This is a genomic window from Haladaptatus caseinilyticus (genome assembly GCF_026248685.1).
Classification (GTDB): Archaea; Halobacteriota; Halobacteria; order Halobacteriales; family Haladaptataceae; genus Haladaptatus; species Haladaptatus caseinilyticus.
The window spans coordinates 312,910-338,816 of sequence record NZ_CP111036.1; the positions used below are offsets into that span (position 1 = coordinate 312,910).

30 protein-coding genes, 1 tRNA gene and 1 pseudogene are annotated in these 25,907 nt (G+C 59.6%); 15 read left to right on the top strand and 17 right to left on the bottom strand.

Features of this window, described 5'->3' with window-relative positions:
- Positions 1-83: 83 nt before the first annotated feature.
- A complete protein-coding gene (locus OOF89_RS01750; RefSeq protein WP_266077899.1) occupies positions 84-860 on the top strand; it encodes an alpha/beta fold hydrolase in 777 nt (258 codons plus the stop codon).
- Between the two features lie 8 nt (positions 861-868).
- Here OOF89_RS01750 and panB read toward each other — a convergent pair whose 3' ends face one another.
- A complete protein-coding gene (gene panB, locus OOF89_RS01755; protein ID WP_266077901.1) occupies positions 869-1,678 on the bottom strand; it encodes a 3-methyl-2-oxobutanoate hydroxymethyltransferase in 810 nt (269 codons plus the stop codon).
- A 104-nt stretch (positions 1,679-1,782) separates the two neighbouring features.
- On the opposite strand from panB, the gene OOF89_RS01760 reads away from it, so the two are divergent.
- Together OOF89_RS01760 and OOF89_RS01765 are read left to right on the top strand one after the other, a co-directional pair.
- Positions 1,783-2,025, top strand: coding sequence for a DUF5822 domain-containing protein (locus OOF89_RS01760; protein ID WP_266077903.1), 243 nt, complete (start codon positions 1,783-1,785; stop codon positions 2,023-2,025).
- A gap of 249 nt (positions 2,026-2,274) precedes the next feature.
- Positions 2,275-2,925, top strand: coding sequence for a helix-turn-helix domain-containing protein (locus OOF89_RS01765; RefSeq protein ID WP_266077905.1), 651 nt, complete (start codon positions 2,275-2,277; stop codon positions 2,923-2,925).
- On the opposite strand, the gene OOF89_RS01770 is transcribed toward OOF89_RS01765, so the two are convergent.
- The 5 genes from OOF89_RS01770 to OOF89_RS01790 all read right to left on the bottom strand — a co-directional run bounded on the left by OOF89_RS01770 (position 2,922) and on the right by OOF89_RS01790 (position 7,125).
- Positions 2,922-3,440 carry an HAD family hydrolase gene (locus tag OOF89_RS01770; protein WP_266077907.1) on the bottom strand — a complete coding sequence of 173 codons (519 nt, stop codon included), beginning with the start codon at positions 3,438-3,440 and terminating at the stop codon, positions 2,922-2,924. The two genes, OOF89_RS01765 and OOF89_RS01770, sit on opposite strands and share 4 nt — an antisense overlap.
- Before the next feature lie 46 nt (positions 3,441-3,486).
- Positions 3,487-3,891: a hypothetical protein gene (locus tag OOF89_RS01775; protein ID WP_266077909.1), complete on the bottom strand. Its 405-nt coding sequence runs from the start codon at positions 3,889-3,891 to the stop codon at positions 3,487-3,489.
- 61 nt (positions 3,892-3,952) lie between these two features.
- Positions 3,953-5,077, bottom strand: coding sequence for an acyl-CoA dehydrogenase family protein (locus tag OOF89_RS01780; protein WP_266077911.1), 1,125 nt, complete (start codon positions 5,075-5,077; stop codon positions 3,953-3,955).
- 310 nt (positions 5,078-5,387) lie between these two features.
- Positions 5,388-6,584: an alanine--tRNA ligase-related protein gene (locus OOF89_RS01785; RefSeq protein ID WP_266077913.1), complete on the bottom strand. Its 1,197-nt coding sequence runs from the start codon at positions 6,582-6,584 to the stop codon at positions 5,388-5,390.
- Positions 6,585-6,615: 31 nt separating this feature from the next.
- Positions 6,616-7,125: a helix-turn-helix domain-containing protein gene (locus OOF89_RS01790; RefSeq protein WP_266077915.1), complete on the bottom strand. Its 510-nt coding sequence runs from the start codon at positions 7,123-7,125 to the stop codon at positions 6,616-6,618.
- A 131-nt stretch (positions 7,126-7,256) separates the two neighbouring features.
- Here OOF89_RS01790 and OOF89_RS01795 point away from each other — a divergent pair, with 131 nt between their 5' ends.
- The 4 genes and pseudogenes from OOF89_RS01795 (at position 7,257) to OOF89_RS01810 (ending at position 9,046) form a co-directional block, all read left to right on the top strand.
- Positions 7,257-7,460 carry a TOBE domain-containing protein gene (locus OOF89_RS01795; RefSeq protein WP_266077917.1) on the top strand — a complete coding sequence of 68 codons (204 nt, stop codon included), beginning with the start codon at positions 7,257-7,259 and terminating at the stop codon, positions 7,458-7,460.
- Positions 7,461-7,511: 51 nt separating this feature from the next.
- Positions 7,512-7,862 (top strand): annotated as a pseudogene (locus tag OOF89_RS24595) (VOC family protein).
- A gap of 394 nt (positions 7,863-8,256) precedes the next feature.
- Complete coding sequence (locus tag OOF89_RS01805; protein WP_266077921.1) at positions 8,257-8,658, top strand: acyl-CoA thioesterase; 402 nt, start codon at positions 8,257-8,259, stop codon at positions 8,656-8,658.
- Between the two features lie 52 nt (positions 8,659-8,710).
- Entirely contained in the window at positions 8,711-9,046 is a 336-nt protein-coding gene (locus OOF89_RS01810; protein ID WP_266077923.1) for a DsrE family protein, read from the top strand.
- 143 nt (positions 9,047-9,189) lie between these two features.
- Here OOF89_RS01810 and OOF89_RS01815 read toward each other — a convergent pair.
- A tRNA-Leu gene (locus OOF89_RS01815) sits at positions 9,190-9,274 on the bottom strand.
- 141 nt (positions 9,275-9,415) lie between these two features.
- On the opposite strand from OOF89_RS01815, the gene OOF89_RS01820 reads away from it, so the two are divergent.
- The 4 genes from OOF89_RS01820 to OOF89_RS01835 all read left to right on the top strand — a co-directional run bounded on the left by OOF89_RS01820 (position 9,416) and on the right by OOF89_RS01835 (position 11,095).
- Entirely contained in the window at positions 9,416-9,556 is a 141-nt protein-coding gene (locus tag OOF89_RS01820) for an FmdB family zinc ribbon protein (protein ID WP_266077925.1), read from the top strand.
- Between the two features lie 32 nt (positions 9,557-9,588).
- A complete protein-coding gene (locus OOF89_RS01825) occupies positions 9,589-10,149 on the top strand; it encodes a DUF420 domain-containing protein (protein ID WP_266077927.1) in 561 nt (186 codons plus the stop codon).
- Positions 10,150-10,215: 66 nt separating this feature from the next.
- Complete coding sequence (locus OOF89_RS01830) at positions 10,216-10,392, top strand: hypothetical protein (protein ID WP_266077928.1); 177 nt, start codon at positions 10,216-10,218, stop codon at positions 10,390-10,392.
- A 397-nt stretch (positions 10,393-10,789) separates the two neighbouring features.
- The gene (locus OOF89_RS01835; RefSeq protein WP_266077929.1) at positions 10,790-11,095 is read left to right on the top strand and encodes a hypothetical protein; all 306 of its coding nucleotides are present in this window, start codon (positions 10,790-10,792) and stop codon (positions 11,093-11,095) included.
- A gap of 38 nt (positions 11,096-11,133) precedes the next feature.
- On the opposite strand, the gene purF is transcribed toward OOF89_RS01835, so the two are convergent.
- The 4 genes from purF to OOF89_RS01855 form a co-directional block, all read right to left on the bottom strand.
- Positions 11,134-12,597: an amidophosphoribosyltransferase gene (gene purF, locus OOF89_RS01840; RefSeq protein WP_266077931.1), complete on the bottom strand. Its 1,464-nt coding sequence runs from the start codon at positions 12,595-12,597 to the stop codon at positions 11,134-11,136.
- Positions 12,598-12,755: 158 nt separating this feature from the next.
- Complete coding sequence (locus OOF89_RS01845) at positions 12,756-12,932, bottom strand: 50S ribosomal protein L37e (RefSeq protein ID WP_227775825.1); 177 nt, start codon at positions 12,930-12,932, stop codon at positions 12,756-12,758.
- A complete protein-coding gene (locus OOF89_RS01850) occupies positions 12,929-13,111 on the bottom strand; it encodes an LSM domain-containing protein (RefSeq protein WP_049970133.1) in 183 nt (60 codons plus the stop codon). Before OOF89_RS01850 ends, OOF89_RS01845 begins: the two co-directional genes overlap by 4 nt.
- Before the next feature lie 72 nt (positions 13,112-13,183).
- Positions 13,184-14,251 (bottom strand): M20/M25/M40 family metallo-hydrolase, encoded by a 1,068-nt coding sequence (locus OOF89_RS01855; protein ID WP_266077936.1) that lies wholly within the window; start codon positions 14,249-14,251, stop codon positions 13,184-13,186.
- A gap of 111 nt (positions 14,252-14,362) precedes the next feature.
- Between OOF89_RS01855 and OOF89_RS01860 the strand changes: the two genes are divergently transcribed.
- Both OOF89_RS01860 and OOF89_RS01865 read left to right on the top strand, forming a co-directional pair.
- Positions 14,363-14,554: a hypothetical protein gene (locus OOF89_RS01860; RefSeq protein WP_266077938.1), complete on the top strand. Its 192-nt coding sequence runs from the start codon at positions 14,363-14,365 to the stop codon at positions 14,552-14,554.
- Between the two features lie 46 nt (positions 14,555-14,600).
- Positions 14,601-15,557 (top strand): zinc-dependent metalloprotease, encoded by a 957-nt coding sequence (locus OOF89_RS01865; RefSeq protein WP_266077939.1) that lies wholly within the window; start codon positions 14,601-14,603, stop codon positions 15,555-15,557.
- Between the two features lie 33 nt (positions 15,558-15,590).
- On the opposite strand, the gene OOF89_RS01870 is transcribed toward OOF89_RS01865, so the two are convergent.
- Entirely contained in the window at positions 15,591-15,779 is a 189-nt protein-coding gene (locus OOF89_RS01870; RefSeq protein WP_266077941.1) for a hypothetical protein, read from the bottom strand.
- Positions 15,780-15,968: 189 nt separating this feature from the next.
- Entirely contained in the window at positions 15,969-16,532 is a 564-nt protein-coding gene (locus tag OOF89_RS01875) for a hypothetical protein (protein WP_266077943.1), read from the bottom strand.
- Between the two features lie 197 nt (positions 16,533-16,729).
- Between OOF89_RS01875 and OOF89_RS01880 the strand changes: the two genes are divergently transcribed.
- Complete coding sequence (locus OOF89_RS01880; protein WP_266077945.1) at positions 16,730-19,378, top strand: AAA domain-containing protein; 2,649 nt, start codon at positions 16,730-16,732, stop codon at positions 19,376-19,378.
- Between the two features lie 33 nt (positions 19,379-19,411).
- Positions 19,412-20,623: a lactate racemase domain-containing protein gene (locus OOF89_RS01885; RefSeq protein ID WP_266077947.1), complete on the top strand. Its 1,212-nt coding sequence runs from the start codon at positions 19,412-19,414 to the stop codon at positions 20,621-20,623.
- A 63-nt stretch (positions 20,624-20,686) separates the two neighbouring features.
- Here OOF89_RS01885 and OOF89_RS01890 read toward each other — a convergent pair whose 3' ends face one another.
- From OOF89_RS01890 to OOF89_RS01905, 4 genes are all read right to left on the bottom strand, one after another.
- The gene (locus OOF89_RS01890; protein ID WP_266077949.1) at positions 20,687-22,291 is read right to left on the bottom strand and encodes an SLC13 family permease; all 1,605 of its coding nucleotides are present in this window, start codon (positions 22,289-22,291) and stop codon (positions 20,687-20,689) included.
- 108 nt (positions 22,292-22,399) lie between these two features.
- Positions 22,400-25,192 carry an ATP-dependent helicase gene (locus OOF89_RS01895; RefSeq protein ID WP_266077951.1) on the bottom strand — a complete coding sequence of 931 codons (2,793 nt, stop codon included), beginning with the start codon at positions 25,190-25,192 and terminating at the stop codon, positions 22,400-22,402.
- A gap of 111 nt (positions 25,193-25,303) precedes the next feature.
- Positions 25,304-25,717 carry an SRPBCC family protein gene (locus OOF89_RS01900; protein ID WP_266077952.1) on the bottom strand — a complete coding sequence of 138 codons (414 nt, stop codon included), beginning with the start codon at positions 25,715-25,717 and terminating at the stop codon, positions 25,304-25,306.
- A 56-nt stretch (positions 25,718-25,773) separates the two neighbouring features.
- Positions 25,774-25,896: a hypothetical protein gene (locus OOF89_RS01905; RefSeq protein WP_266077953.1), complete on the bottom strand. Its 123-nt coding sequence runs from the start codon at positions 25,894-25,896 to the stop codon at positions 25,774-25,776.
- Positions 25,897-25,907: the final 11 nt, after the last annotated feature.

Below are 25,907 nucleotides of genomic sequence, written 5' to 3' on the forward strand. Positions count from 1 at the left end.
ATGCGGTTCCGATTCGGTTTCCCGTCGACGTCGGCTACCTTCGTCCGGAACTTTATGCCTCGTGCGTGTAAACAACACCCAGTATGAAAACAGTCACTCACCACGACCGAACGACGGCATATCGCATCGCGGACCGTGGGGGTGATGGTGACCCCGTCTTGTTCGTCCACGGAAGCGGTGGCACCCACGAACTCTGGAAAGCACAACTGTCCCGTCTTTCTTCATCGATTCCCATCGTCGCGATCGATTTGAGCGGCCACGGCGAATCCGAGGATGTAGACGCAGACCCCGGGTGGAGCACCCTCTCTGCCTACGCGGACGACGTACTCGCAGTCGCCGAGGAAACCGGTGCCCGAACACTCGTCGGCAACTCGCTCGGCGGCGCGGTCGTCCTCCATCTCGTCATCGAACGCGACTTCGACCCCGACGCACTCGCCCTCGTTGGAAGCGGTGCAAAACTCTCCGTGTCGGACGATTTGCTCACGTGGCTCGATTCGGATTTCGACCGCGCCGTCCAATTTCTCCACGATGGTGACCGTCTCTTTCACGACCCGGACGACCGGTACGTCGAACTCTCGAAGGAATCGATGTACGACGTCGGCCAGCGGATAACTAGCCGGGATTTCCACTCCTGTCACACGTTCGATGTACGTGACCGACTGGACGAAATCGCCGCCCCGACGCTCGCCGCCGTCGGCGAATACGACATGCTCACGCCGCCATGGTATCACGAGTATCTGGCCGACAACGTTCGCGACGGCCAGTTCGTAGAGATCGAAGATGCAGCACACCTCGCCATGCTCGAAACCCCGGACGCGTTCAACGGGATGTTAACGAGATTTTTGAACGGTGTTCTATAATCTAAACGTCAGTACACGCCGTCTAATTCCTCTTCTACGTGCGAATGTTCCCTCGCAGGGAACTCACCGGACTCGACTTCGTCCCGGAACGCTCCGACTGCGCGTTCCATCTCGCTTCGAACGTCGCCGAACTGCTTGGCGAACGACGGACTCCATTCACCTAACCCGACCGCATCGTTGATGACGAGCACCTGTCCGTCCGTGTGCGGCCCGGCACCGATTCCGATGGTCGGGATGTCGAGTTCCTCGGTGATGGTCGCCGCGAGGTTCGCCGGGACGTGTTCCAGGACGAGCGAGAACGCGCCCGCTTCCGCGTGTTTTCGTGCAAGGTCGAGCATCTCGTCTGCTGCTTCCTGGGATGTTCCTTGCCGGGCGTAGCCCAGTTCGTTGACGTGCTGTGGCGTCAGTCCGAGGTGTGCCATGACCGGTATTCCGAGCCGTGTCAGCGTCTCGGTCAACTCGATAGTGTGCGTTCCGCTCTCTATTTTGACAGCGTTCGCGCCCTCCTCCTTTAGCATCCGACCGGCGTTCTCGACCGCGGTCTTCTCGTCGAAGCCGAAGCCCAAGAACGGGAGGTCGGCGACGACGAGCGCGTCTTCGGCCCCACGGGAGACGGCCCCGGTTCGACTCGCGACCTCATCCACCGTCACCGGGAGCGTCGAATCGTATCCCAGCACTGCGTTCCCCATGCTATCCCCGACGAGTATCATGTCGATGCCCGCGTCGTCAACGATCGCCGCAGTTGGCGCATCGTAGGCCGTCAGCATCGTAATCGGCGCCGTTCCCGCCTTGGCGCGGATATCCCTCACCGTTGGCATACGTCAGTCTCTTCGTTCGGGGGGCTTAACCTGCCCGGTCGGTGATGAGTCGACCCAGAACGAACCTGATAACTCTTAAGCCGACCCGGTTCCCGCGTTAACGTGTGCCCGAACCAGTCGAGACATACAACCCGGATGGCGTCGATTATGGGTGGGTGATGCAGGTCACCTTCGTCACGACCATACTCATCGGCGCGCCGATCGTCGCGCTCATCGCCGTCGTTTCGGGCGTCCCCTTACCGACGTGGGCGTCGCGCGTCTCCTTCGCAGTTCGCGTCGGTGCGATCGTGTGGTTCGTTACCGCTATATGTGTGTTTCTCTACGCTCGACGGCGGCAAACGGACTGATACGCTCGGATCGGTCGAAGTGAATGAAACAGAGCGGAACCTCCGACGCCGAAAGTGAGGCGAAAACCACGGCGCGGATCGAACCGACATCGACCAGATGTGTTGGTGAATGAGGGACTCGATTCGTGGCGTTTTCACGTCTCCGCATCCGGTTTATCGACCCCGTATCGATATCGTTTCGATGTCATCTGTGATATTTATTTGAATATGGCCAATAAAAGTATTACTGAGAACCCCCGAGAAGGGGCCATGACGGGGACGATTGCTGAAGTAACGTTTCCCGCCGACACATTCGCTCTGAACCGGACCCTTCAAGCGCTCGAGACGGCTCGGTTCGACGTCGAGCAAATCGTTGCACACAGTCGAAACCGGCTATTGCCGTTCGTCTGGGTCGAGACGACCGACCCCGAGGCGGTCGAATCCGCGTTCGATCTCGACGAAAGCGTCAACGACTTCCAGTTGATCGCTGAATTCGACGCCGAATGTCTTTATCAGTTGGAGTGGGTCGCCGGCGTCGAAGCGTTGGCGCATATCCTCCTCGAAGAGCGGGGAGCGATTCTCGCGGCGACGGGGAGTGAGGACACTTGGAACCTCCAGATACTGTTCGGCGATCACGACGCACTCTCACGGACCTACGACTACTGTGAATCACGCGGGATCGATCTCGAAATCGATAACATCCACGAGTTCTCGGGTGGGGAAAGCGGTCAGTTCGGCCTCACCAAAAACCAACAGCGGACGCTTCGACTCGCCTACGATCGAGGATACTATTCGGTTCCACGGGAGTCATCCGCGATGGCCCTCGCCGACGAACTCGGCGTCACACACCAGTCCGTCTCGGAACGACTTCGTCGTGGGCACGAGAACCTCGTGAAGAACACGCTCGTTCTGGGAAACTAAACGTACTCGAAAGTGATTCCCGCTCGCTCCGCAGTCAGTTCGTCTCGAGGAGAGTCGCCGATAAAAATCGCATCTCCGTCGGCCTCCAACGCGCGTAGCGTTGCGCGTAGCGGTTCCGGATGTGGTTTTCGCGTCGCAACCGAGTCACGACCGACGACTGCATCGACGTGCTCCGCGAGCCCGTGTGTTTCGAGGCTGACGTGGCACGCGGATTCGCAGTTCAGCGAGCAGACGCCGACGGGGACGTCACGGGAAACCAGTTCGTTTGCATGTGGTAGACGGATCGAACGCCGCGCACCGTCGCGCTCGTGTTCGCCGATTACCGCCTCTATCGCGTCGCGAGCGTTCGCCTCGTCGGCCAGATCGAGCATCTCCCAGAGGTCGGCCTCGCTCGCATCGACGCCGTGGGTCGCTAGCTCCGCCGTTACGTCCCGAGCCACCGTCTTCCAGTTCACGAGCAGTTGCACCAGCGTCCCATCGAGGTCGTAGACGACCGCCGAAACGTCATCAGTCACGGTGGTGCGTAGGGAGTTTGGAGCCAAAGGGACTTCGGTCGGCGGACTACTCGACTGCGTCTTCGACCAACCCGACCAGCGTCGTGACGTCGGAATTCGGACTCACGGTGAAGAACAACCCTTCCTCGCCGACGAGAACTCGAATGAGCGTCACGTAATCCATCAACGTTACGAACGACCGTACCGCACCCGCACTTCGGAACACGTCCTCGAAGAGGTCTTTCTCCATGAAATCGACGTGGACGTAAGAGAGCACTTCTTCGAAATGGTCCACCATTTCGCGCTCGCTGTCGTACAGATCGAGCGTCATCTGATCGGCATAGAGGGTGTTGAAATCTTCAGTATCGTATTCTACGCAGAGATGAACTGAATCGCCCGCTTCATCTCGAAGAGCGGAAACCGCTCTATCTGCGTCGAACGAGACGAGGGATGAATCGTTGGAAATGGTCATCGAATCACAGGGGAGGGTATCGAATCACACATCCCGGTCATGTGGTATAAAGCTACTGGGGTTATCCGAGCAGATTCCGAGCGATGACTTTCTTTTGGATCTCCGAGGTACCTTCGTAAATGGTCGTTATCTTCGAATCGCGGTAGAATCGCTCCACGTCGAAGTCGGTCGTATATCCGTAGCCACCGTGAATCTGGACCGCTTCGTTCGTAATCTTGACGGCGGATTCACTGGCGAAATATTTCGCCATACTCGCCGCCATCGCGTGGTCTTCGCCAGCATCAGCGAGACGGGCCGCATCCCGGGTCAGCAGACGTCCTGCTTGGAGTTTCGTCTGCATATCGGCGAACTTGTGTCGAATAGTTTGGATGTCAGCGATGGGGTTTCCGAACTGTTCTCGCTCGTGTGCGTAATCGATCGCTTGGTCGAGTGCCGCCTGCGAAAGGCCGACTGCCTGGCTGGCGATACCGATACGCCCACCGGTGAGGATGTGGAAGGCCGCAGATAGGCCACGACCTTCCTCGGTGAGTTGGTATTCGGTGGGAATCCGCACATCGTCGAAGATGAGGCTGGTCGTGTCACTCGCACGGAGACCCAGTTTGTCCTCTTTCTTACCGACCTCGACGCCCGCATCCTTCGGCACCACGAACTGCGTGACGCTTCGTGGATCGTTTCGGTCCGTTTTGGCGAACAGGATAATCACGTCCGCGCGCTTCCCGTTCGTAATCCACTGCTTCTTGCCGTTGATGACGTATTCGTCGCCCTCCATCCGTGCTTCGGTGGACATCTCGGCCGGGTTCGACCCGGCCTCGGGTTCGGAGAGTGCGAACGCGCCGACGGGGCGACCTTCGGCCATTTCCGGAAGCCACCGTTCTTTCTGTTCTTCGTCGCCGAACTCGGCGAGACACGAGGTGGCGAGGCAGTGAACCGACAGTGCCGTCGCAACCGACAGTGAACCGTAGGCGACCTGCTCGTTGGCGAGACTGTAGGTCATCTTGTCCACGTCGATACCGCCGTACTCAACGGGTACCGTCATACCCGTCAGATCGAGTTCTGCGAGTCCGTCCCACACATCTTCGGGAAACTCCTGTTTCTCGTCGCACTCCGCCGCGGTCGGCCGGATTTCCTCGACAGCGAACTCCCGAACCACGTCTCGAATGGCCCGTTGTTCCGGGGAGAGGTTCATACGCGTTCTTCGTGTGCCGGCGGAAAAAGATACCCGTTCCACGATTGTGCAGTTTCGGCGTCGTTTCGATCCGTTTCGGGTGTCGATAGTCCGTCGTGTTGCTTGTTCCCGACAGTTGATGTGGCACTGCATGAAATCAAAGTTTTACTTCGTATTGGCATCAGTCAAAAACGGCAAAAGTACAACGTTGAGGGAATTTCAGCACCGTTACTGATTGGTCGCTACCGTCGAAGACGATTTTCCGAGACGAGAGGCGAGTGGACCTTTCGCTTCGATCAGTTGGAAGTCCCGAATCGATGCCACTCATACGCTACTCGCGCAGATAGGTCACGATCTCCTCCGGTTCCGCCGACAACCCTCCCCCCTGTGCGAACGCCGAACTGCCACCGCCGCCACCACCGAACGTCTCAGTTACCTCGTCTATCACGGTGCCTGCCTCCACGCCGCCATCTGCGCCGACCACGACGAAGGTTGCCCCGTCTCTGCCGGCGAGCGCAACGACATCCGCAACCTGCCCCGAGAGCGCTCGAACACGCTCGGCGAGTTCGTTCGGACCGACTCCGTCGATGGCACCGACCAGCCATTCGGTACCGTTTCGGGACGTCGTCTCGTCCGCGAGGTCGTCTATTTTCGCATCGATGAGACGTGATTTCGCGTCGTGCAATTCCGTTTCGATGTCGTCGAGTTCGCCGGTGAGTCGATCGATTTCCGCGGATAGGCTCGCGACGCTCGTTCCGGCGACTCGCGCCGCATCCAGCGCCGCGCGTTTCTCATCGGTTCGCTGCCGGATGGCGGACGGGCCGACGGCGAACTCGACGCGCGTCAGCCCTTCGCCGGGGTTCGAACGTTCGAGCACGGTCACCGGACCGATTTCGTCCGTGCTTCGTACGTGAGTGCCACCACAGGCCGCCACGTCCCAGCCGTCGATTTCCACGACTCGAACAGAGTCCGAGTCACTCAACACGCCTTCCTCGGTCTTCGTGTTGAACGCGATGTCGTCCCGTTTCATCGCAGTTGCCTTGGCAACTTCCTCCCACGACACGGGAATCGAATCCCAGACCGCACGGTTCGTCAGGCGTTCGAGTTCGACGAGAATGGCGTCGTCGATGTCCGTCGTCGTCTCGAAATCGACACGGATTTTCTCCGTACCGATATCGAACCCACCGTAGCCGAGATCGTCCAAAATACGCCTGCCAGCACCGTAGAGGATATGGCTCGCCGTGTGTGCTCGCATGCAGTATGTTCGAAACGATTCGTCGATGTGGGCGACGACCGCGTCACCTGCATCGAAATCCGGGTCGGAGTCGGTAGCAAGCGTATGAACGACCGCTCCATCCCGTTTCTGGACGTCTACGACCGGGGTGGACCCAATCGTCCCCCTATCGGCGGGCTGGCCGCCGCTCTCGGCGTAAAAATACGTCTCGGAGAGCACCACGTCGCGCCCGTCCCGTCGTTCGACCGTCGTCTCGAAACTCGTTCGATACGGTTCCGCTGGTGCGCGAGTCATACCGATTCTCCGAAACGGGCGGACAAAAACGCTACGCCGATTCGGACAACGTCACGTCGAGTCGATCTTCCAGTGCCTCGATGACCGACCCGCCGACGCCCGCACGATTTGCGCGGTTCTGTTCGACGGCGAGCAGATGCTTTTCTTGAATACCGAGTTCGTCGGCGAGCTCCTCGCGCTGGAGACCCGCGTCCTGTCGTGCTTCGACGACGTTATCGCCGTAGTTGGAAACGAGATACGGTAGCGGGTCGTCGTCGTAGTTCGTCCCTTCTTCCTCCCAATGGCGTGCATCACCTTTGCGTGCGTCGTCCATTTTCGCCGTCCGTTGGGCGGCTCGGCGTTTTCGGTCCTGTTCGCTCGGTTCGGTCGATTCCGTCTTGGTTCGCTGTGCAGCGTCGTTGTGACTCGCACAGTTCCCACAAACTTCCAGCCGTGCGCCCGCCACGCTCACCTCTGTCAGCGAGTCGGTCGCTTTGCCGCAGAGTTCACAGGAACCGCCACCACCACTGCCGGAGGAGTTCCCGGTCGAGTACTTGGCCATGCATCTGTTAGGAAGGGGAAACATTTCAATATCGCGTTTGCATTCCGGAGCAAAGTCCCCGAATGCCCGGATACGTCAAACGCCCCGAACGCTTATTCGCGGCGTCGTCGTCCCCTTGCCGGGGGAGTGGGATGTTAAGCGCACGAAACCGATTGACAGGAGAGGTAGTGGAAGTCGAAACCGGCGACGTAACCGCCGAAGTCACGATCGACGTCGGCGACGACACGATAACCGCGGTCATCACCCGCGAATCGGTCGAAAATCTCGAAATCGAGGAGGGGATGGAACTGACCGCAGTGGTCAAAGCGACTGACGTGATGGTTCGGTCCGACTGAGTGGTCGAACGAGGACGAAAACCTTTTTCACCAGGTCGTGTCGTCTCGGTCATGAGTGGCATCGTCTTTTTGGCCAGTGAAAATCGTGAGACCACGGTCGAGTTCGATACCGACCGCCTCGGCGCCGAGGTGTGGCTCGAATAGACCGACTGCACCATCCTCAAATTCGATAACATGCTCTTTGGATTCTGTAGTCGTGAATCGGCGGACACCGACGGAATCCTCACGTTCGTCACCGACGACCGGGAGGGCGTTGATTCGCTGTACGACGAACTAAAAGCATGGGCGCAGGAAAAACCGGACGCAAATCCGAACTACGACATCTACCACTTTTTCGCCGAAGACCCAGAAGGGCGAACCGTCGAAGTGCAGACCTTCGACCACGAAACGAAGTCGGTGTGAGTAAAACACACTTCTTCCATCGCGTCCGCGATTCGTTCGACCGCTCGAACCGGTCGCCACGCGAAATACAGTAGCGGAGTTGCGATAGCGAACCACGATAGGAACGACACGGCGATGAGGACGCGGCATGCAAACGTGGCGACTACGATGGCGGCTGTTTCGACGAGTAGAAATGTTTTCCTGAGGTTGGAAGGCATCGTTGCCCCTCGATTCCGTTCGACGGGATCATGATTTTTGGATTCTCAACCGAACTGTCGTGCCGCAACGTTCGACTCCCAGGCGAGAAAACAGCAACGGTGCGGGGGGATGGGTTCCATTTGAAACCCGACGAACCCGTCCGTCACTTCCGGTCCGAATCGACAGATGGATTTACCCCCTTCCGGCTACGGTTTTCATGGACCACTTCGGCTACACAACCGAGATCGAGACCCGATACCGCGACTTCGACACGATGGGACACGTGAACAACGCGGTATACGCCACCTATCTGGAACAGGCGCGACTCCGGTATTTTCGGGATGTCGTCGACATCCCGATGGACGATATCAGCGGCGTCGTCGCCCATCTGGAGATAGATTATCGACGGTCCATCTCCCTGGAAGAGGAGGTGACCGTCGCCATGCGCGTTTCGGAACTCGGCGAATCCAGTATCACGATGGTTCACGAAATCCGGGCCGGAGATGACGTTGCCGCCACCGCAGAAGTCGTCCAGGTTTCCATCGACCCGGAGTCGGGCGAACCACGTCCAATTCCGGCGACGTGGCGAGACCGAATCGAAACACACCGAGGCTGCTGACGGCAACTGCGCTAACCACAACTGCTATTTTCTACGTCTGCGACGTAGTCGCATGAAAACCGTCTTTCACGTTTCGACGTCTGACGCAGCCAACCGCTCGATTTCGAAGGTCGAGAACCTCCTCGCCGACGAAACGGTCGAAATCAATACTGTCGCCGTTCTCTTCGACGCTGGCGACGCCATTTCGACGCTCGAACGTGATTCCGACGTTGCCGACGATATCCGAAAACTGATCGATTGGAACGTCGAGTACAAGGTTTGCAGTAACGCGATTCGAAACCCAGCAGTGAACGAGTCGAATCTCATCGCGGGCGTCGAAACCGTCTCATCGGGCATTGGCGAACTGACCCGCCTCCAATCGCGAGGCTATGCGTACATCCGTCTCTAACATCGGTCCGTGTCTCAAACCAACCACGCGATCGCTGACCGGTATCGACTACGAACTATTAAACCAGCCGAGGCTGGCAAATGTTGTTTCAGTAGGATTGTGCGTGGGTGATGTCCTCGAAGGAGATCACCTGCATCTTGCGATGCGTGGGACCGGATTTGAACCGGCGGACCCCTACGGGACAGCGCCCTCAACGCTGCGCCGTTGGCCTAGCTTGGCTACCCACGCTCGCTGCGTCTTTCTGCACTCAATCGTAGTTGGTGGCCTAATAAAAGGCCTTTCATTTGCATCGGCGACGGGACGGTGTCCCACAGATATGACAGAGTGGATCCACTACATTCATAATTGCGAAGCGTGTCAAAACGAAAGATGCCCCTCCGACGGCTCATCCATCGGTTTCGAAACAGCCGAATCGACTACGTTTGTGCGGATTGCGGTCGAGCGTTCGATTTACCCCTCGATTCCTGTCCATCCTGCGAGGCGGAACCGCTCCATCGAATCGTGAAGTAACTGGTATGCCTCCAGAGTCCTAACGCGAGCGTATGGAATCTACAGTTCGGAACAACGTTCCGGCGCTGACTGCGCTGTTGACGGTGGTGTCGCTTGCACTGGTGTTCGCCGCGGTGCTCGGCATCGTCCCAAAAGGGTCGATTCCGCGCGCACCTCACTCGTTTCTCGAAGCGATTCCGCACGTCAACGCGACCATCAGTCTCATCGCGGTCGGCGTTATCGGCACTGCGTGGCACGACATCCGGCGCGGAAACGTCAACCGACACCGCGCCGGGATGCTAACCGGCGTCGTATTGTTCGTCGCCTTCCTCGGTCTCTACCTCTACCGCGTCACGTTGGAGGGTCCGACCGATTTCGGTGGCCCCGAAACCGTCTATCAGTTCCTCTACCTGCCGGTGTTGGCGGTTCATATGCTTCTGGCAATCGTCTGCATCCCTCTGCTCTACTACGTCCTCCTGCTGGCGATTTCACACCCAGTCAGTGAACTTCCGCAAACGAACCATCCCCGTGTTGGGCGAGTCGCGGCCACGCTCTGGCTGATTTCGTTCTCGCTCGGCGTGGTCGTCTACGCCCTCCTCTACGTCTTTTACTGAGCTTCGAGGATTTACGGTGTGCAAGCGGGCCACACGATATTTCCGCCAGCACAACCTACGACACCTATGCCAATTCCGGGATACGACGAGGACGACTTGGACGAGATGTTAGAAGAGCGACTGGAAGAGCGCGACGAATCGTTTCTCACGCCGAGCCAGCGCGAGGAGTACGACAACGGCGGTAGCCTCCTCGACATCCTCAGCGAGGACGATATTCACCGTCTGTTGGACGACGAAGCGTAATTTCGGAACGTGGAGCAGACTGCGTCTCTATTTGATCGAAATCTACACAACTAACCTGCGGGCCTCGGGGGATGAAGGGCGAAGGAGTCGAAGAAAGACGAGTGAAACGAGTCTTTCGAGACGACTGAGGGCTTCGTTTGGCGTCGGTAGTTGTAGTCACCTCGTTTGAGTTTGTATCGTTCTCAACTACGGTTACAGGGACGCTAGCTGATGCCGACTCCAAACGGAAACCTTCGAACTCCGCTCGTTTCACTCGCTCCGTTCTCGCCCTTCATCCGCCGAGGAAGTGGTCAAAGTAGAATACAGCAAAGGGAGCAAACACCGCATCGAAACCATGTCGGTGATTACTCGTCGTCAGGTGGGCAACCATTTTCTCTCGGCTTTGTTGGGATTTGCGATGGTATGGGCGTTTTATCTGGAATACGTCCCGGAAAGCGCGGTTAATCCATATTGGCTCGGTGGCGGTATACTGGTCGGCAGTGCCCTGACTTTGCTCCAGTATTGCACCCAACTCGGAATGGGAATCAGTGCGGTGTTCGAAAACTCGATGGCGATTACGGCTCTCGTGCTTATCGTCGGATTTGTCCTTATGGCCACGGTGATTACGGTCGCCGAACTCCACTTTACGCCGAAATGGCTCTCGGGGATATTAGGACTGGCCCGTAGCAATCTCGTCGTCGTCCCGCTCTATCTCTCGAACTGAGGGACACACTGCTCACAAACCGTTCTAAAAACTCGTTCTCAGTCGCCCGCACCCTCGATAACCGGACGCGACACGTCGCGGTCGGTCTCCTCGTCCTCGATGTCGTAGGGATATTCGCCGGTTACACAGCCCAGACAGAGGTCACCCTGTTGGACTGCGAGCGACTCCGCGATGGCTTCCTTCGAGAGGTAGGCGAGACTGTCTGCGGCGATGGCGTCCCGAATCTCATCGACGGATTTGTCGGAGGCGATGAGTTCCTCGCGGGTGGCCATGTTGATACCCATATAACACGGTGCGACGATCGGCGGCGCGCCGATTCGCATGTGAACTTCCTCGGCCCCGCAGTCTTTGAGCAGTTGGACGAGCTGTGTCGAGGTCGTCCCTCGGACGATGCTGTCGTCGATAATGGTCACGGTTCGACCCTCGACGGTCGATTTGATCGGGTTGAGTTTGAGCCGGACCGCGCGCTCCCGTTCGTCCTGCGTCGGCATGATAAATGTCCGTCCGACGTACCGGTTTTTCATCATCCCTTCCGCGAACTCCACGTCCGAGCCGTCCTCCTGTGCCGCCTCGGCGTACCCCGACGCGAAGGCGCGACCCGAGTCGGGAACTGGCATCACGACGTCGGTTTCGATACCGCTTTCCTCCCAGAGTTTTCGGCCGAGTTCCCGCCGCACTTCGTAGACGAGGTTCCCGTCGATGACGCTGTCCGGTCGGGCGAAGTAGACGTGTTCGAAAAAGCAGTGGGCGGTTTGCTCGCGTTCGACGAGTTGGTAGGTGTCGTACCCCTCGCCATCGTCTTTGAGGACGACGAGTTCGCCGGGTCGCACGTCGCGGACGAGTTCACCGTCGATGGTATCGATAGCCGCCGATTCGCTGGCGATAACGTAGCCGTCATCGACTTTTCCGATAACGAGCGGGCGATTACCTTCCGGGTCGCGCACGCCGAGGACGGTGTCGTCGTGCATGATGGTCAGCGAGTACGACCCGTGAATTCGATTCATCGTCCGCTTCACGGCGCGGATGAGGTCTTCCTCCAGCAGGTTGCGCGCCAAATCGTGCGCGATGACTTCCGTGTCGCCGTCCGAAGTAAAAGCGTGTCCCTTCCCGGCGAGTTCGTCCCGAATCTCCCCGGAGTTAACGAGGTTGCCGTTGTGTGAGAGCGCGAGCGACCCGCTCTTGAACGAGACGGTAAAGGGCTGGGCACAACTCTTGTCCACGCTCCCGGCGGTCGGGTACCGGACGTGACCGATTCCGGCGCTACCGGTCAATTCTTCGATGTCCTCCTCGTCGAAGGCGTCGCCGACGAGACCCATCGAAACGTGGTCGTGTTGTTGAAATCCGTCGTGTGTCACGATTCCCGCGGATTCCTGTCCACGGTGTTGGAGGGCATACAACGAGTAGTAGAGGGGGCGTGCCGCGTCTCGACCCGCGAGCGACGCGCCGACGACGCCGCATTTCTCCGTCGGCCCCTCGAGGTTCCCGTCCCGGCCTATTGACATAGTTGACCATAGCGCGGGCCAGTAGTAAAAACCCACGTTATCGTGTCGTATTCGGTATTCCACCGTTCAAAAATATACACGAACGTGTATATGGTGGCCATGAATGAGCCAACGGCTCTCCGGAAAACTGGTAAGAGGGAAAATGTAACAGCAGACGCTTAGTTGTCGCCTGCTCGGCTCTGCCACTCGTAGCTTCGCTGCTTGCTCGACTTACCGAAACCGCACGACGAGCATTCCTTCTTTCGCGAGTGGTACGATTTCTCGCCACAGCGGCGGCACTTCACGTGAGTCGTCTTGTTCTTCTTGCCCTGGCTTGGGGTTCCTGCGCCAGTCATGGATTAATCGAAACGACGTTATCGCCGCGTATAATGGTTGTGTCTTCGTCTTCGATGACGAGATTCATATGTTGGTCGTAGCCGGTAAGCGTGCCGGTGTATTCTTCGCCACCCTTTAGCTGCACAGTCACGACAGAGTTCAGCGACGCTTCGAGAACGTCGAGAGGTCGTCCGCTCATATCAACAAACCCAGTGTTTGCGTTCATAAACGTACCGGAACGCGAGTCGGAAACGTACTGCTCGACTGGAAGTTAGAGGTCAACCGAGAAGCCATCGCGGCCGCTCGCCTGTACGGCAAACTCGGCGAGTAGGTCGGCTGCCGCTTCCAAATCATCGGTGTCGATCACTTCGACGGGGGTGTGCATGTAACGGTTCGGCAGACCGATGTTGAGGGATGGTGTTCCACCACGGGCAGTGTAGAACGCGTCTGCGTCCGTTCCGGTTCGAACTCCTGCCGCTTGCAGTTGGACCGGGATGTCGGTCTCGCGACCTGCTTCACGGACTGCGGATACGACTTCGGGATGGTTCGTGCTGCCGCGTGCGACGACGGGTCCGTCACCGAGTTCGATATCGATATCGTTGAACCGCTCTTCGCTCGTCACGTCCGGGCTATCCATGGCGTGTGTTACGTCCACAGCGACGATAGCGTCGGGATCCAAGTCGAATCCGACCATCTTCGCACCTTGGAGTCCGACCTCCTCCTGGACCGTGCTGACGGCGTACACCGTCGCGTCGGTGTCGCGCTCCGCCGCACGCCGAAGCGCTTCCGCGGCGACCCACGTCCCGACGCGATTGTCGATGCCCGGTCCGGCCAGCCGCGTGCCGTGAAGGTCCTCGATGGTCGGGGAGAAAACGATGGGGTCGCCGACATCGACGAGTTCTTCGGCCTCGTCCTTACTTTTCGCGCCGATATCGACGTGCTGGTCCACGATGTCTTCGAACTCGTCGTCCGCCGGGTCGCGCAGATGAATCGCCCGCTGGCCAACGACACCGCGAACGATTCCATCGTCGGTGTGAACCTCGACATGCTGACCCTTCGTCACGGCTCTATCCGAGCCGCCGATCTTATCGACGCGGACGAATCCATTTTCGTCGATCCCCGAAACGATGAGACCGATTTGGTCGGCATGGCCCCCGAAAGCGATTTCCGGACCCTCCCCGTCTACGACAGCGACGGCGTTCCCGTACTCGTCGGTTCGTACGTCGTCGGCGAATTCGGAAACGTAGTCTATCCAGACGCGCTGTCCCGGCGTTTCGAATCCGGATGGACTGGGCGTCGTGAGCAGTGTCTCTAGAAATGCGCGATGTTCGTCGTTCATATCGATGGACGCGCGCCGACGTCTCTTCAACCCCTCGAACGATGTCACAAAATATAGTTGAGATTGCATTTATCCCGAATCGATAAGGGCCAGATGGTTGAAGGGGAGTACATGGGGGTCTTCGAACTGCACCTACACGAACCGAACGTCACACTCAACACTGGCGGCGAATCACCACAACTCGACTGGGGGCGAACCGACGGCGGCGAGGAACGGCCACCGATTACGGGAAAACTCGGGCCCGTTCTCATCCTTCTCGCGGTCATCGTGCTCGCAGTCCTGCGAAACCGACGTCGGGAGTAGGACGACGGACAGAAGGATTTTGTCGGCGCGAACCAAACGTAACGCCGTGAATCTCTATCGTAGCGTCCGTGCCGTCACCGGCGCATCCGGAAACGGTCCCATCGACTGGGTCGCGGTTGCTGAAGCCGCGAAGTCGGCGACGGACCCCGGGTCTATCGACCTCTCGGCCGTGGAGCAGACGGGCTATGCGAACGACGTACGCGATGCCCGCGCTCGCGTTCGTGACGTTTCCGGCGTTTCGTTCGACGTGCCGGACACCATCGAAATCCAGAATCGTCACCACTGGATAGACGCGAATATCACTACGTTCCAGCGTGTGATGGAACCCATCGAGGAACACGGCCCGGCAATCCTCCCCGGCGTCGCTCGCGTCATCAACACTGGGACCATGTCGTTCATGCTTGCCCTCCTCGGAAACAACGTTCTCGGCCAGTACGACCCACTCTTACTCGCGGATGGCGAGGACGACCACGCGCTCTACTTCGTCCACCCAAACATCGAGCGTATCGCGGGGAAGTTGGACGTGGATTTCGACCGGTTCCGGCGTTGGATCGCCTTCCACGAAGTGACACACGCCGCGGAGTTCGGCGCGGCCCCATGGCTCTCCGACCATCTCGAAGCGCGGATGGAATCCGGCGTCGAAGCGTTGGCGCACGGCGAAGTGGACCGTGAAGCGTTCCGCGAACTCGACGCCGCGATGACTTCAGTGGAGGGATACGCCGAACTCCTCATGGACGAGGCGTTCGACGACGAGTACGAGGACCTGCGGCGGAAAATCGAAGCGCGGCGGAAAGGCATGAACCCCATATCGAAACTCGTCCGGCGGGTGCTCGGACTCGGCATGAAGCGACGGCAGTACGAACGGGGCAAGGAGTTCTTCGAACGTGTCGTCGCCACCACGGACATCGAAACCGCGACACGGGTGTGGGAGTCACCGGAGAACCTGCCGACCGACGACGAACTCGATCATCCCGAACGATGGTTGACGCGGATCGAGGCGTAAGAGCGAACGCTCAGTTTCGGACTCGGTGGTCACTTATCGCGTAATCCACGTCAGATACCACATCAACAGTACGCCGACGACGAGACCGCTCACGACAGCGGCGGCCAAACCGACCACGCTTGCACCGGTCTGAAGCGCGATGAGTCCGCCGGATGCACCGACTAACAGGACGATCGCGATTTTCAGACGCGCCATCGCGGACGACCGATCCTGACGGGTCATCGGTCCGACCATCAGCGCACCCGGTTTCGGACGGTCGCGAACCTACTTCGCGTGGTCGGTTTAGCGCCGAGTCGCCATGCTCGTCGTCTTAGCCGTCTGCCTGCCGTCCGCGTGTCGCGTGACGGGTTCGCTGCCCACATACAAAGGGGCGCGATTGGGAAGTTCTTAAACCCCCGCGGGATGTGACCGCTACTGGAATCCGCGACCCACGTCGTCCTCGTCGATGAGGTCCTCCAGTTCCGAATTCAGTAACTTTTCGCTCTCTTCGAAAGTTTCCGAAAGGCTCCCGACCGATTCGGGGCGGTCGTAGCCATCGAAGTCCATCGGTCCGAACGCCGGGCTTTCGATCGCCTCCATCACGTCGTCGAAGAGGTCCGCACCCGATGTCGGCGCGTCGGCGTGCGCCTTGAGCACTTCTTCGAGGTGTTTCGCACGCGCTTTCGCTTCTTTTTCCTCCGGTCGTTCGTCGGTCGGATTTCGAACCGCGAATCGGCCCTCGCGGGAGTCCTTCTCCGGGAGATAGCTCCCGATTTCGTCGTCCAGTTTTCTGGCGACTCGGGTACCGACCCCACGAACCTGATAGGGGTTTTTCGCGTAGGTCTTCAGGTGATACAGTCCCGCCTTCCGATGGCCGAGATACAGGTCCTCGCCGACACCGCTTGCTCGCCTCCCCCCCGCGGCCCGCCACCCCCTCGGGTCAACGTCGCGGTCGATAACGTCCTGTAGGATTTCCTGCCACTCTCGAACCCGCATGGGTACCCCGTGACACGCCGAGGAGATTAACGTGTCGCTTCAGTGAGATCGGGAGTGAATAGAAGTCGATCGTCGGATATTCCCTCGATCCTGATTCGTTAGCTGGTGCCTCGTTCACTCCGTTCGGTCGTCCACCGTTCGTCTCTCACGACGTGGTAATCGATAGAATTTTTCGGCGACGGACAATACAACATCTCGTGAATATACGGGGGACTGTCGCCGACCCGGGCGAGGTACGAACCGTGACTACCCGGTACGGTGAGCGAGAACTTGCCGAAGTGGTCGTCGAACCGGACGACGACGCGCCACGGACAGTAACGCTGTGGGGTAAATGGACCGAGAGCGCCGAGCTCCTCCGTGAGGGGATGGAACTGTTAGTGACGGATGCGGAGGAGTCCGAGTACGACGACGAGACGACCTACGCGACGAGCAAGGAATCCTACGTCGTAGTCGAACCCGCGTTCCTGGTGAACGTGACCGACGTTCGCTCGTGGGTCCAGTGTCCGCGGATGTACTATCTGAACAAACTGTCCGGAATCCCGCTGAACTACCCCGTCGTCAAGGGAACGATCGTCCACGAGGTGTTCGGTGACCTGCTCCGCGGGCGCGAGTTGGACGATTCCATCGACGAACGCGTCGAGGAAGCCGGGTTGGAACTCGGCCTGCTCGGGCGTGAAGCGGAAGAAGTCGCGGGCGAAGTTCGCCAAAATGCTCGTGCAATCGAAGGCTGGCTGGAACAGGGCGTGCTCGACGACACGGACGACTGGCGTAGCGAATACACCCTCATCAGCGAACGGTTCGGAATCAAAGGCCGATGCGACGCCCTCAGGCGCGGGATGCCCGTCGAACTGAAAACCGGGAAGAACACCAACCGCGACCCGCGGTTCCAGGACAAGATCCAGGCGGCTTGCTACGCCCTGCTCCTGCAAGAACGCGACGTTCCGGCGGACACGGGGACCCTCCTCTATACGAAAAACTCCGCCTTGGACCGGACCGAGGAAACGGGTGACCTCTCGCCCGCGAAGGAGTTTTCCATCGCCAAGGGGTTGCTCGAATTCGTCGTTCGAACCCGTAACGAAATCGCCGCGATGGAGTTCGAGATGGACGTCCCGACGGGCTACGAAGCGAACGCCAAATGCCAATACTGCTTCGAGAAGGACACCTGCATGGTCGTCTCGGGGCGACTCGGTCAGGAGTCGAAAGCCGGGGAAATCGGAACGCCGATTCCCGAGGACGAGCGGGAGTATTTCGACCGAAAGTACCGGGAAATAGAGGAAGAACGACGTGCGACGCACACGGAGTATGCCAAACTCTGGCGGCAATCCGCGCAGGAGCGTGCGGACGACGACCGGGCACTCATCGACTTGGAACCGACGGGACAGAGTCAAGTCGACGGCGGTCGCTGGGAACTCCGCGCGAAAAAAACGGACGATGCAGTGTCGAAGATTCGGGAGGGCGATGTGGTGCTCGCCAGTGACGGGCATCCGGTTAGCGGCCACGCGGAACTGGCGCGGGTCACGCAGTTGGGAGACGAAATCGTCGTCACGACCGACGAACCGGTCGAACTTCGGCGACTCGACGTCTATCCGTCCGAGCTGTCCGCGGACAGGATGCTCACCGCGCTTCACGATTGTCTGCTGAAAGGGGACCCTCGCCGAAAGGCCGTCCTGTTCGGTCGGCAAAAGCCCGAATTCGCGACCGACCGTGAGCAGTACATTCCGAACAACGAGTCCCAGAATGCGGCGGTCAATCGAGCGGTCACTGCCGAGGACTGTGCGCTCATCCACGGGCCGCCCGGAACCGGGAAAACCTACACTATCGCGCGAACGATTCGAGCGCTGGTCGAGGACGGCAACCGTGTTTTGCTTTCGGCCTTCACGAATCGCGCGGTGGACAACGCGCTCGAAGCGCTTCGTGAACAAGGATTCGAAGACGTGGTCCGGGTCGGTACCGAAAACGGCGTCCGCGAAGATATGCAGGACATTCGGTTGGAGTACGGTGGCGAACCGGGAGAACGCGCTGCCGAACTCGAAAGCGCAAGTGTCGTCGCGGCGACGACTGCGACCTGTGGTTCGCGTATCATGCGCGAGCAGGCGTTCGACGTCGCACTCGTGGACGAAGCCTCGCAGTTGACCGAACCCGCCACGCTCGCCGCCATCAATCTCGCTGAACGGTTCGTGCTCGTCGGCGACCATCACCAACTGCCACCGGTTGTGAGGGCCGAAAACGGCCTTTCCGAATCGCTGTTCGAACGACTGGTAGAGCAGTATCCGGACGCCTCCGTCATGCTCGAGCGTCAGTATCGGATGGCCCAGCAGATTCAAGCGTTTTCGTCGCAGGAGTTCTACGACGGCGTACTTCGCCCGGCCAGCGGCGATGTGGCTGGCCAGCGACTGGCCGACCTCCCCGACGTCACTCCCGAGAGACTCGCCAAGGAAATCGATGGCTGGGTGACGTTCCTCGATTCCGACGGGCGGGCCGTCGGCAACACGAATCCAGAAGAGGCAGAGCGTGTCCGGGACCTCGTCTCCCAGTTCACGGATGCGGGAGTTGACCTCGAAGATATCGGCGTCATCGCACCGTTCCGGGCGCAGGTCGCGGAAATCTCGCGCAGGGTTCCGGATTCGGTGGCGGTCGATACGGTGGACCGGTTCCAAGGGTCGAGTAAGGAGGTCATCATCGTCTCGTTCGTCGCGACGGGTGATTTGGACAGTCCCATCTTCGACGACTATCGCCGAGTAAATGTCGCGCTGACACGGGCCAAAAAAGCCCTCGTCCTCGTCGGTGACGAAGCCGCACTTCGGTCGGCCCCCCTGTACGACCGAATGGTCGATTGGGCGGCGTGAACGTTTTCGTGGCCGGCGTTCGTACTCCGACGCATGGACGACTTCGATTTCTCGCTCCCCGACTGCGATAGTACGGTTCTCGAACCACCTGGCGGTTCTGCCGTCGACCCGCGCGAGGCCGCCGAGCAAGCGGTCGAAAACCCACACGGCCCCCATCTCGCCGAAATCGTGTCGTCGGACGAAACCGTCGCTATCGTCGTCACCGACGTAACTCGCGCGACGCCGGACGACGTGCTGTTGGACGTGCTCCTCTCCGAACTCTCCGACGCCGGGGTCCCACGCGAGCAGATCACAGTCGTCATCGGACTCGGATTACACCGCCCGATGACCGACGAAGAGATCGCGTCGGCGCTCGACGAGCACGCCGACCTCGCCGAGAATCACGACGCCGATTCGGCGGTCGAAATCGGTCGTGTATCGGCAGGTGCGAGCGACGTCCCCATCGAACTGAACGCGGTCGTCGCAGACGCCGACCGCGTGCTTTCGACGGGCATGGTCGAACCGCACCAGTACGCGGGATTTTCCGGGGGAGCGAAGACGGTGGCGATCGGCGCGGGCGGCGAATCGCTCATCCGATACACGCATGGCCCGGACATGCTCTCGCATGACGGCGTCCGACTCGGACGAATCGAGGACAACCCCTTCCGCGAAACGCTCGACCGAGCGGGCGACCTCCTCGGTCTCGACTTCTGTCTCAACGTCACACACGGACCACAGGGAGTTTTGGGAGCGAGCGCGGGACACCACCGTGACGTGGTTGCCGACCTCGCGGAAATTGCAAAGGAGGTGCTTTCCGTCCCGGTCGAAGGCGAGTTCGACGCGGTTGTTGCGGGCGTTCCCGACGCGAAAGCGACGAACCTCTATCAGGCAACTCGCGCCGCGACGTACGTCGTCCTCGGCGACCGAAATCCACTACGCTCCGGCGGTCGCGTCGTCGTCCCCGCCGAACTCTCCGAAGGTGCGGGTGAAGGTCGGGGTGAACGACGGTTTTACGACCGGCTCGCCGGTGCGAGTGACCCCGCGAGTCTGTACGAAGAACTCCGTTCGGGCTACGAACCGGGGGCACAGCGGGCGTTCGTCGTGGCACGCGCCTTGCGCGACCACGACGTGTACATCGCCGGGAGCGACCACCCAACCATCGTCGAGGACTGTTTAATGAACGCCAGGGAGTCGGTCGCCGATGCGGTCGACCCGGGAAGCGACGTACTCGTCGTCCCGAACGCACTCGAAACGCTGTTGGTGTGACGGTAAAACGCCGAAAATTCGAGACCGGTTTTCCGAAATCGATCGGTTCCAAGCCGATTCCCGTCACCAGAGAACTTGTGGCCAGACGAACTGAAAGAGCAACCAGATGAGTCCGGTGAGGATGACCGTCATCAGCAGGTTCAAGATCACACCAGCACGCATCATCTGACTCTGTTTCAGATAGCCGCTTCCGAACACGATGGCGTTGGGCGGCGTCGCTACCGGCAGTGCGAACGCGAAACTGGCGGCGATGGCTCCGGAAACGGAAAGGAAGACGGCCGCGGCCACGTCGGTAAGGCCGAGTGTGGCCGCGAAGACGCTCCCGATACTGATCAGAATCGGAATGATGATGGTCGCGGTGGCGGTGTTCGAAGTCATCTCGGTGAGGAAGATGACGAGGAGGACGACCGCGCCGACGACGAGGACGATGGGGGAACCCGTAAGCGAACGAAACACGGAGTCGGCGATCCATTTCGTCGCCCCGGTCGTAGCGAGAGCGTCCGCGAGCGCGATACCGCCGCCGAACAGGAGGATGGTTCCCCAATCGATATCCACGAGGTCGTCCCAGTCCATCGTGTCCGCCAGCACGAGCGACGGAATGGCAAGCAGTCCGACGACGACGTAATAGAGGATACCCTGATGACCATCGATACCGAAAACGCTCGTTCCCTCCCCGCCGAAGAGCGTGACCTCCCACGCCGACGGGAGGTATGGACCGAGGAAATCACCCAATCCGCCGACGACCCACAGGAACGCCGTCGCGGTAAAGATAGCCGCAACCCGTTTGCCGCGCGTGCTCAGTTCACCCTCGTCGGCGAGATATCGGCGTGCCTGTCGGCGAGCATCGCTTACGTCCTCTATCTGCGGCGGATAGAGAACGTACGTGAGGACGTACCACACGACCGGGAGGGTGATGGCCACTATCGGAACGCCGATGATCAGCCACTGCGCGAAGCCGATTTCGTAGCCGAGGATTTCGTTCAGCTGGGACGCGAGAACCGCGTTCGGCGGCGTTCCGATGAGCGTTCCAACACCCCCGACGCTCGCAGCGTATGCGGTTCCCAGTAGCATCGACACCTGTATGTTCGAAAACTCGTCCGCCGCCGCGATTCCCCCGTCAGTGGCGGCGGTATCCGTTCCTGTGGGACTCTCGCTCGCGGTTTCAACGTTTTCACGGCCGAGAACCTGCGATAGGACGCCGAGTGCGATGGGCGTCATCATCGCGGCCGTCGCCGTGTTCGACACCCACATCGAGAGGAACGCCGTCGCCAGCATGACGGCGAGGACGAGTCGCCGTGGTGACGACCCCATCACCGACATCATCCACAACGCGATTCGTCGGTCGATGTCGTACTTCTGGAGCGCGTTCGCCAGCATGAACCCGGCGATGAACAGGAAGATGAGGTGGTCGGCGAATCCGACCAACGCTTCGTCCAAATCGGCGTAGACGCCGAAGACGGTGAGGAGGATGGGTATCGAGAGCGCTGTTACGGCGAGGGGAAACGCCCCCGTTACCCAAAGCAGTCCGGCGAAAAACATCGTCGCGAGCGCGAACTGCCCCCGGACCGAGAGACCGGCCGGACTCGGTACGCTTGCGATGAGCGCAGTTCCGAACAGTGCGACGACGAAGATCATGAGACGGTGACGTGGATTCGACTGCCCTGTCATTGGTAACCACATGCAATTGAGTGCGGTTTAATTAAGCTTTTGGCCTTTTACCACGAATTTTAAAACGGCTAACAGACGACCCAGTCGGTCCGGCCGATGGATTCGCTTTCAATCCGTTTCGATGCCTTCGTCTTCCTCGATTTCGTCGAGAACGCGCCCGTGGAACGCCTGTAAGACTGCGCTCTCGTCCTCCGCGAGCACCACGTCGCTCGCCATGAGAGTTGCGAGTCCGAACGCCCGTGGTGTCGGAGACTGCACCCGATTCTGGACGACGTCGATATCACCCGCCTGTAGCGCTTCGAGGACATCCTCGATGGGCTCCAGCGCGAGTTTGTCCTCGATAATTTCGCGGTAGGTTTCCTCGATGACGGCGAAGTCGTCCAGATCGTCGGCGAACCCGAGCAACATCTCGCTCGACACCTGTTGTTCGCTCGCGGATTTTTCGTATCCTTTGTAGCGTTTGAGTATCATCAGCGAGCGCGTCGCGTTGATTCGGAAATATCGTTGCAGCAGGTCGGTTCCGGAGAGAGCAGACCGCAAGTCGTCGCGTAGTTCGTCCGGGGAGATATCACGGAGGATGCCCGGAACGTCCACTTTCCGATTCAGCGGCATGGAAATGGTAAAGCCGTTGTCGGCAACAGCGACGGAGACGTTCGTGTTGGCCGACTGTGCACATCGATACGCGACGACGCGGGAGAGGCCGTCGTTGAACTTCCGGCCGTAGTTCGAGTGAACGTAGTAGTGGCGTTTGTACTCGTCCCTATCCATCTCGATTTCGACCGCGAGGCGGTCTTCCGTGCTGATGCTTTCGGGGCCTGCGTATCGAACCTGCTCGTCGAACATTCTGACGATAGCGCGGACACTGTTCTCGTCCAGTGGGAACGTCCGGAGCCATACTCGAACACCGGGTTTGCCACGGTCGGACAGTCGCGAGAGGAGTTCCCCCTGAAACGCCGTTATTTCTCGCCCGAGGTCGTACGAAAGCGGCAGACGCTCCGAGAACCACGATGGAACCGTCGGACGAGCACTGGTACGGTCGGCGTACACCTTCGACCCGCGCCGATAGCTGTACTCGAAATGCTGGCCACCGAGGACGAACACGTCACCCTTTTCGAGCGTGTCGAGGTAGTTCTCGTCCAAATCACCGACCCACTCGTTGTCCGCCCGCGTGAACACGTCACACGAAAACGAGTCGGGTATCGTCCCGATGTTCGTCATATAGATGACGCGAGCGAGGCGACCCCGCTTTCCCATCAACGGTTCGCCGACCGGGTAGTCCGAATAATGATACTCGCCGTCCGGCGGGTCGTTCCCGTCTCGCCACACCTTCGCGTAGACGTTTTTGTCCTCCAATCCGTCGTAGTCCGCGGTCAGATAGCGGAGGAGCGACTCCCACGCGTCGTCGTCGTAGTTTCGGTAGGGATATGCGCGCTGAAGTGTCGCTTTGATGTCGGCCTCCCGCCGAACATCGTTTATCGCCATCCCGTAGACGTGTTGAGCAGCTACGTCCTGTGCGCTTTCGGGGACGAACACGCGATCCACGAAGCCCTCTTCCGCCTTCTTCAACATGACCGCACATTCGACGAGTTCGTCCCTGTCGAGGGCGATGACTCGCCCGGTGACGGTTTGCCCGAGTTGGTGACCCGCACGTCCAACTCGCTGGAGCAGGGAGGCGACGCTCTTCGGAGAGCCGACCTGGACCACCAAATCGACGTATGGCATGTCGATTCCGAGTTCGAGGCTCGTGGAGGTCGTCACCACGTCCAAATCGCCCTCCTTCAATCGTCCTTCGATTCGCTGGCGAGCTTCCTTCGAAAGGCTGCCGTGGTGACAGCCGGAGTTGTCCTCGTCGTATCCCTCGAACCTGTCGCGGAGGTTTTGCAACACGCGCTCCGCGCCGGAACGCGTGTTGGTGAACACGAGCGTGTTCGTGTGGTCCCGAATGAGTTCGTCCAACTGCCGGTAGAATCGATCTTGCACCGAATCCCGTGGCGTGTTTATGAGGTCGTCCGTCGGACAGTTGAGTTCGAGGTCGAACTCGCGAACGAATCGCGTGTCCACGATTTCGTACTCCCGACTCCCACCGTCTGGTGACTCCTGCCCGACCAGGAACTCCGCGATGGTAGAGAGCGGTTCGACCGTCGCGGAACAGCCGATCCTCGTCGGCGACGTCTCCGCGATATTTTCGAGCCGTTCGAGGCTGACCGAGAGATGTGTTCCCCGTTTTCCATCCGCGAGGCTGTGGATTTCGTCCACGACTATGTATTCGACCGTTCGAAGCTTTTCCTTGAACTTCGGCGAGTTGAGCAGGATGGCGAGCGTTTCCGGCGTCGTGTTGAGGATATGCGGCGTTTCCTGTAACATCCGCTGGCGCGCTGTCGAGTCCGTGTCGCCGTGTCGAATCGCGTGACGAACCTCGCTTACAGCCGCTGTGGATTCGGCTGGCTCCGAATCGGTGACCGCCACCGATTCGGACGGTTGCGGTTCGCCGCCCGCCATCTTTTCCCGGATTCCCGACAGCGGTACTTCGAGGTTTCGGTGGATATCGTTCGCCAACGATTTCAGCGGCGAGACGTAGAGACAGTAGACCGAGTTTTCGAGCCCGGATTCGCGCTCCCGACGGAACAACTCGTTCAAAATCGCGGTGAAGGAGGCAAGCGTCTTTCCGCTCCCAGTTGGCGAGGCAATGAGGGCGTTCTCGTGGCCGTGAATCAGCGGAATGGCCTCGCGCTGTGGCGGCGTGAAGAACCCGCCATTTTCCGGAACGAACTCGCCGAACGCTTCGACCCACCACTCCTTGACTGCCGGTTCGAGGAGATCTAGCACCGCCTCGTCCGCGAGTTCGATCGCTTCGGGGTCGAACTCGAATCCTTCGCGGGCCAACAGCGCTCGCCCATCCATTTGCTCCGACTTGGAAGTCGGCGACAAAGAGGGTTGTGCCAGCGGAGTGAAAGTGAAATATCGAGTCGAACGTCAAGGCCATCGGATGGTCCGGAGTGGCTCCGGCATTCGTTATAACCCTTCGTCAGCGAGACGAGCGATTTTTTCGAGCGCACGCTGGCAGATCGGAACGTATGCAGCCCCAAATATCGGGAGTTCGAACACGACGCGACTGTCGGTTTCCAACCCCTCCACCCGATGTCCCGTCGAGGGAATCCCCGCGACGTTCCACGTCCAGCGATAGCCATCACAGGATGTGACTTCGAATGGAATCCAGATGCCGAGTGACGTTTTCACCCGGCCGGTCGAACCGGCGGTGATGGTCCCATCGGAGCATTCGACGGCCCGCACGGAGGGACCCCAATCGGGCCAGTACGCGGTGTCCGTTAGCAGATTCCAGACGACTTCCGTCGGGGCGTCGATCACGCGCGAAACCGCGAGGCGGCGGCCGCCGGAACCACGTTCGAGGCGGACGTCGCTTTGCATACTCGAACCACGATACGCTGGACGAAATCGTTAGTGGTGGGAGTCCGGATTCGTACCTATTCGTTTGTTACGTTCGTCGTCCTTCTGTAGTCACGAGCGAGTGGCATATCCCCGTCCTGATCGTGTTGCTCGTCATCGCTGGGACTGATTTCTCCGGCGACGAGCATGACGTTTCCCACGACCACAAGGG

Bases quoted from the DNA above. Each gene is read 5' to 3' on its own strand.
- OOF89_RS01870 (WP_266077941.1), bottom strand. From the start codon at position 15,779: ATGACCCGTCAGGATCGGTCGTCCGCGATGGCGCGTCTGAAAATCGCG.
- panB (WP_266077901.1), bottom strand. From the start codon at position 1,678: ATGCCAACGGTGAGGGATATCCGCGCCAAGGCGGGAACGGCGCCGATT.
- OOF89_RS01860 (WP_266077938.1), top strand. From the start codon at position 14,363: ATGGGGGTCTTCGAACTGCACCTACACGAACCGAACGTCACACTCAAC.
- OOF89_RS01780 (WP_266077911.1), bottom strand. From the start codon at position 5,077: ATGAACCTCTCCCCGGAACAACGGGCCATTCGAGACGTGGTTCGGGAG.
- OOF89_RS01855 (WP_266077936.1), bottom strand. From the start codon at position 14,251: ATGAACGACGAACATCGCGCATTTCTAGAGACACTGCTCACGACGCCC.
- OOF89_RS01885 (WP_266077947.1), top strand. From the start codon at position 19,412: ATGGACGACTTCGATTTCTCGCTCCCCGACTGCGATAGTACGGTTCTC.
- OOF89_RS01820 (WP_266077925.1), top strand. From the start codon at position 9,416: ATGCCCCTCCGACGGCTCATCCATCGGTTTCGAAACAGCCGAATCGAC.
- OOF89_RS01845 (WP_227775825.1), bottom strand. From the start codon at position 12,932: ATGACTGGCGCAGGAACCCCAAGCCAGGGCAAGAAGAACAAGACGACT.
- OOF89_RS01890 (WP_266077949.1), bottom strand. From the start codon at position 22,291: ATGACAGGGCAGTCGAATCCACGTCACCGTCTCATGATCTTCGTCGTC.
- OOF89_RS01835 (WP_266077929.1), top strand. From the start codon at position 10,790: ATGGTATGGGCGTTTTATCTGGAATACGTCCCGGAAAGCGCGGTTAAT.
- OOF89_RS01805 (WP_266077921.1), top strand. From the start codon at position 8,257: ATGGACCACTTCGGCTACACAACCGAGATCGAGACCCGATACCGCGAC.
- OOF89_RS01895 (WP_266077951.1), bottom strand. From the start codon at position 25,192: ATGGATGGGCGAGCGCTGTTGGCCCGCGAAGGATTCGAGTTCGACCCC.
- OOF89_RS01790 (WP_266077915.1), bottom strand. From the start codon at position 7,125: ATGGCCAAGTACTCGACCGGGAACTCCTCCGGCAGTGGTGGTGGCGGT.
- OOF89_RS01750 (WP_266077899.1), top strand. From the start codon at position 84: ATGAAAACAGTCACTCACCACGACCGAACGACGGCATATCGCATCGCG.
- OOF89_RS01795 (WP_266077917.1), top strand. From the start codon at position 7,257: ATGTTAAGCGCACGAAACCGATTGACAGGAGAGGTAGTGGAAGTCGAA.
- OOF89_RS01775 (WP_266077909.1), bottom strand. From the start codon at position 3,891: ATGACCATTTCCAACGATTCATCCCTCGTCTCGTTCGACGCAGATAGA.
- OOF89_RS01765 (WP_266077905.1), top strand. From the start codon at position 2,275: ATGACGGGGACGATTGCTGAAGTAACGTTTCCCGCCGACACATTCGCT.
- OOF89_RS01785 (WP_266077913.1), bottom strand. From the start codon at position 6,584: ATGACTCGCGCACCAGCGGAACCGTATCGAACGAGTTTCGAGACGACG.
- OOF89_RS01830 (WP_266077928.1), top strand. From the start codon at position 10,216: ATGCCAATTCCGGGATACGACGAGGACGACTTGGACGAGATGTTAGAA.
- OOF89_RS01825 (WP_266077927.1), top strand. From the start codon at position 9,589: ATGGAATCTACAGTTCGGAACAACGTTCCGGCGCTGACTGCGCTGTTG.
- OOF89_RS01900 (WP_266077952.1), bottom strand. From the start codon at position 25,717: ATGCAAAGCGACGTCCGCCTCGAACGTGGTTCCGGCGGCCGCCGCCTC.
- OOF89_RS01875 (WP_266077943.1), bottom strand. From the start codon at position 16,532: ATGCGGGTTCGAGAGTGGCAGGAAATCCTACAGGACGTTATCGACCGC.
- OOF89_RS01810 (WP_266077923.1), top strand. From the start codon at position 8,711: ATGAAAACCGTCTTTCACGTTTCGACGTCTGACGCAGCCAACCGCTCG.
- OOF89_RS01850 (WP_049970133.1), bottom strand. From the start codon at position 13,111: ATGAGCGGACGACCTCTCGACGTTCTCGAAGCGTCGCTGAACTCTGTC.
- purF (WP_266077931.1), bottom strand. From the start codon at position 12,597: ATGTCAATAGGCCGGGACGGGAACCTCGAGGGGCCGACGGAGAAATGC.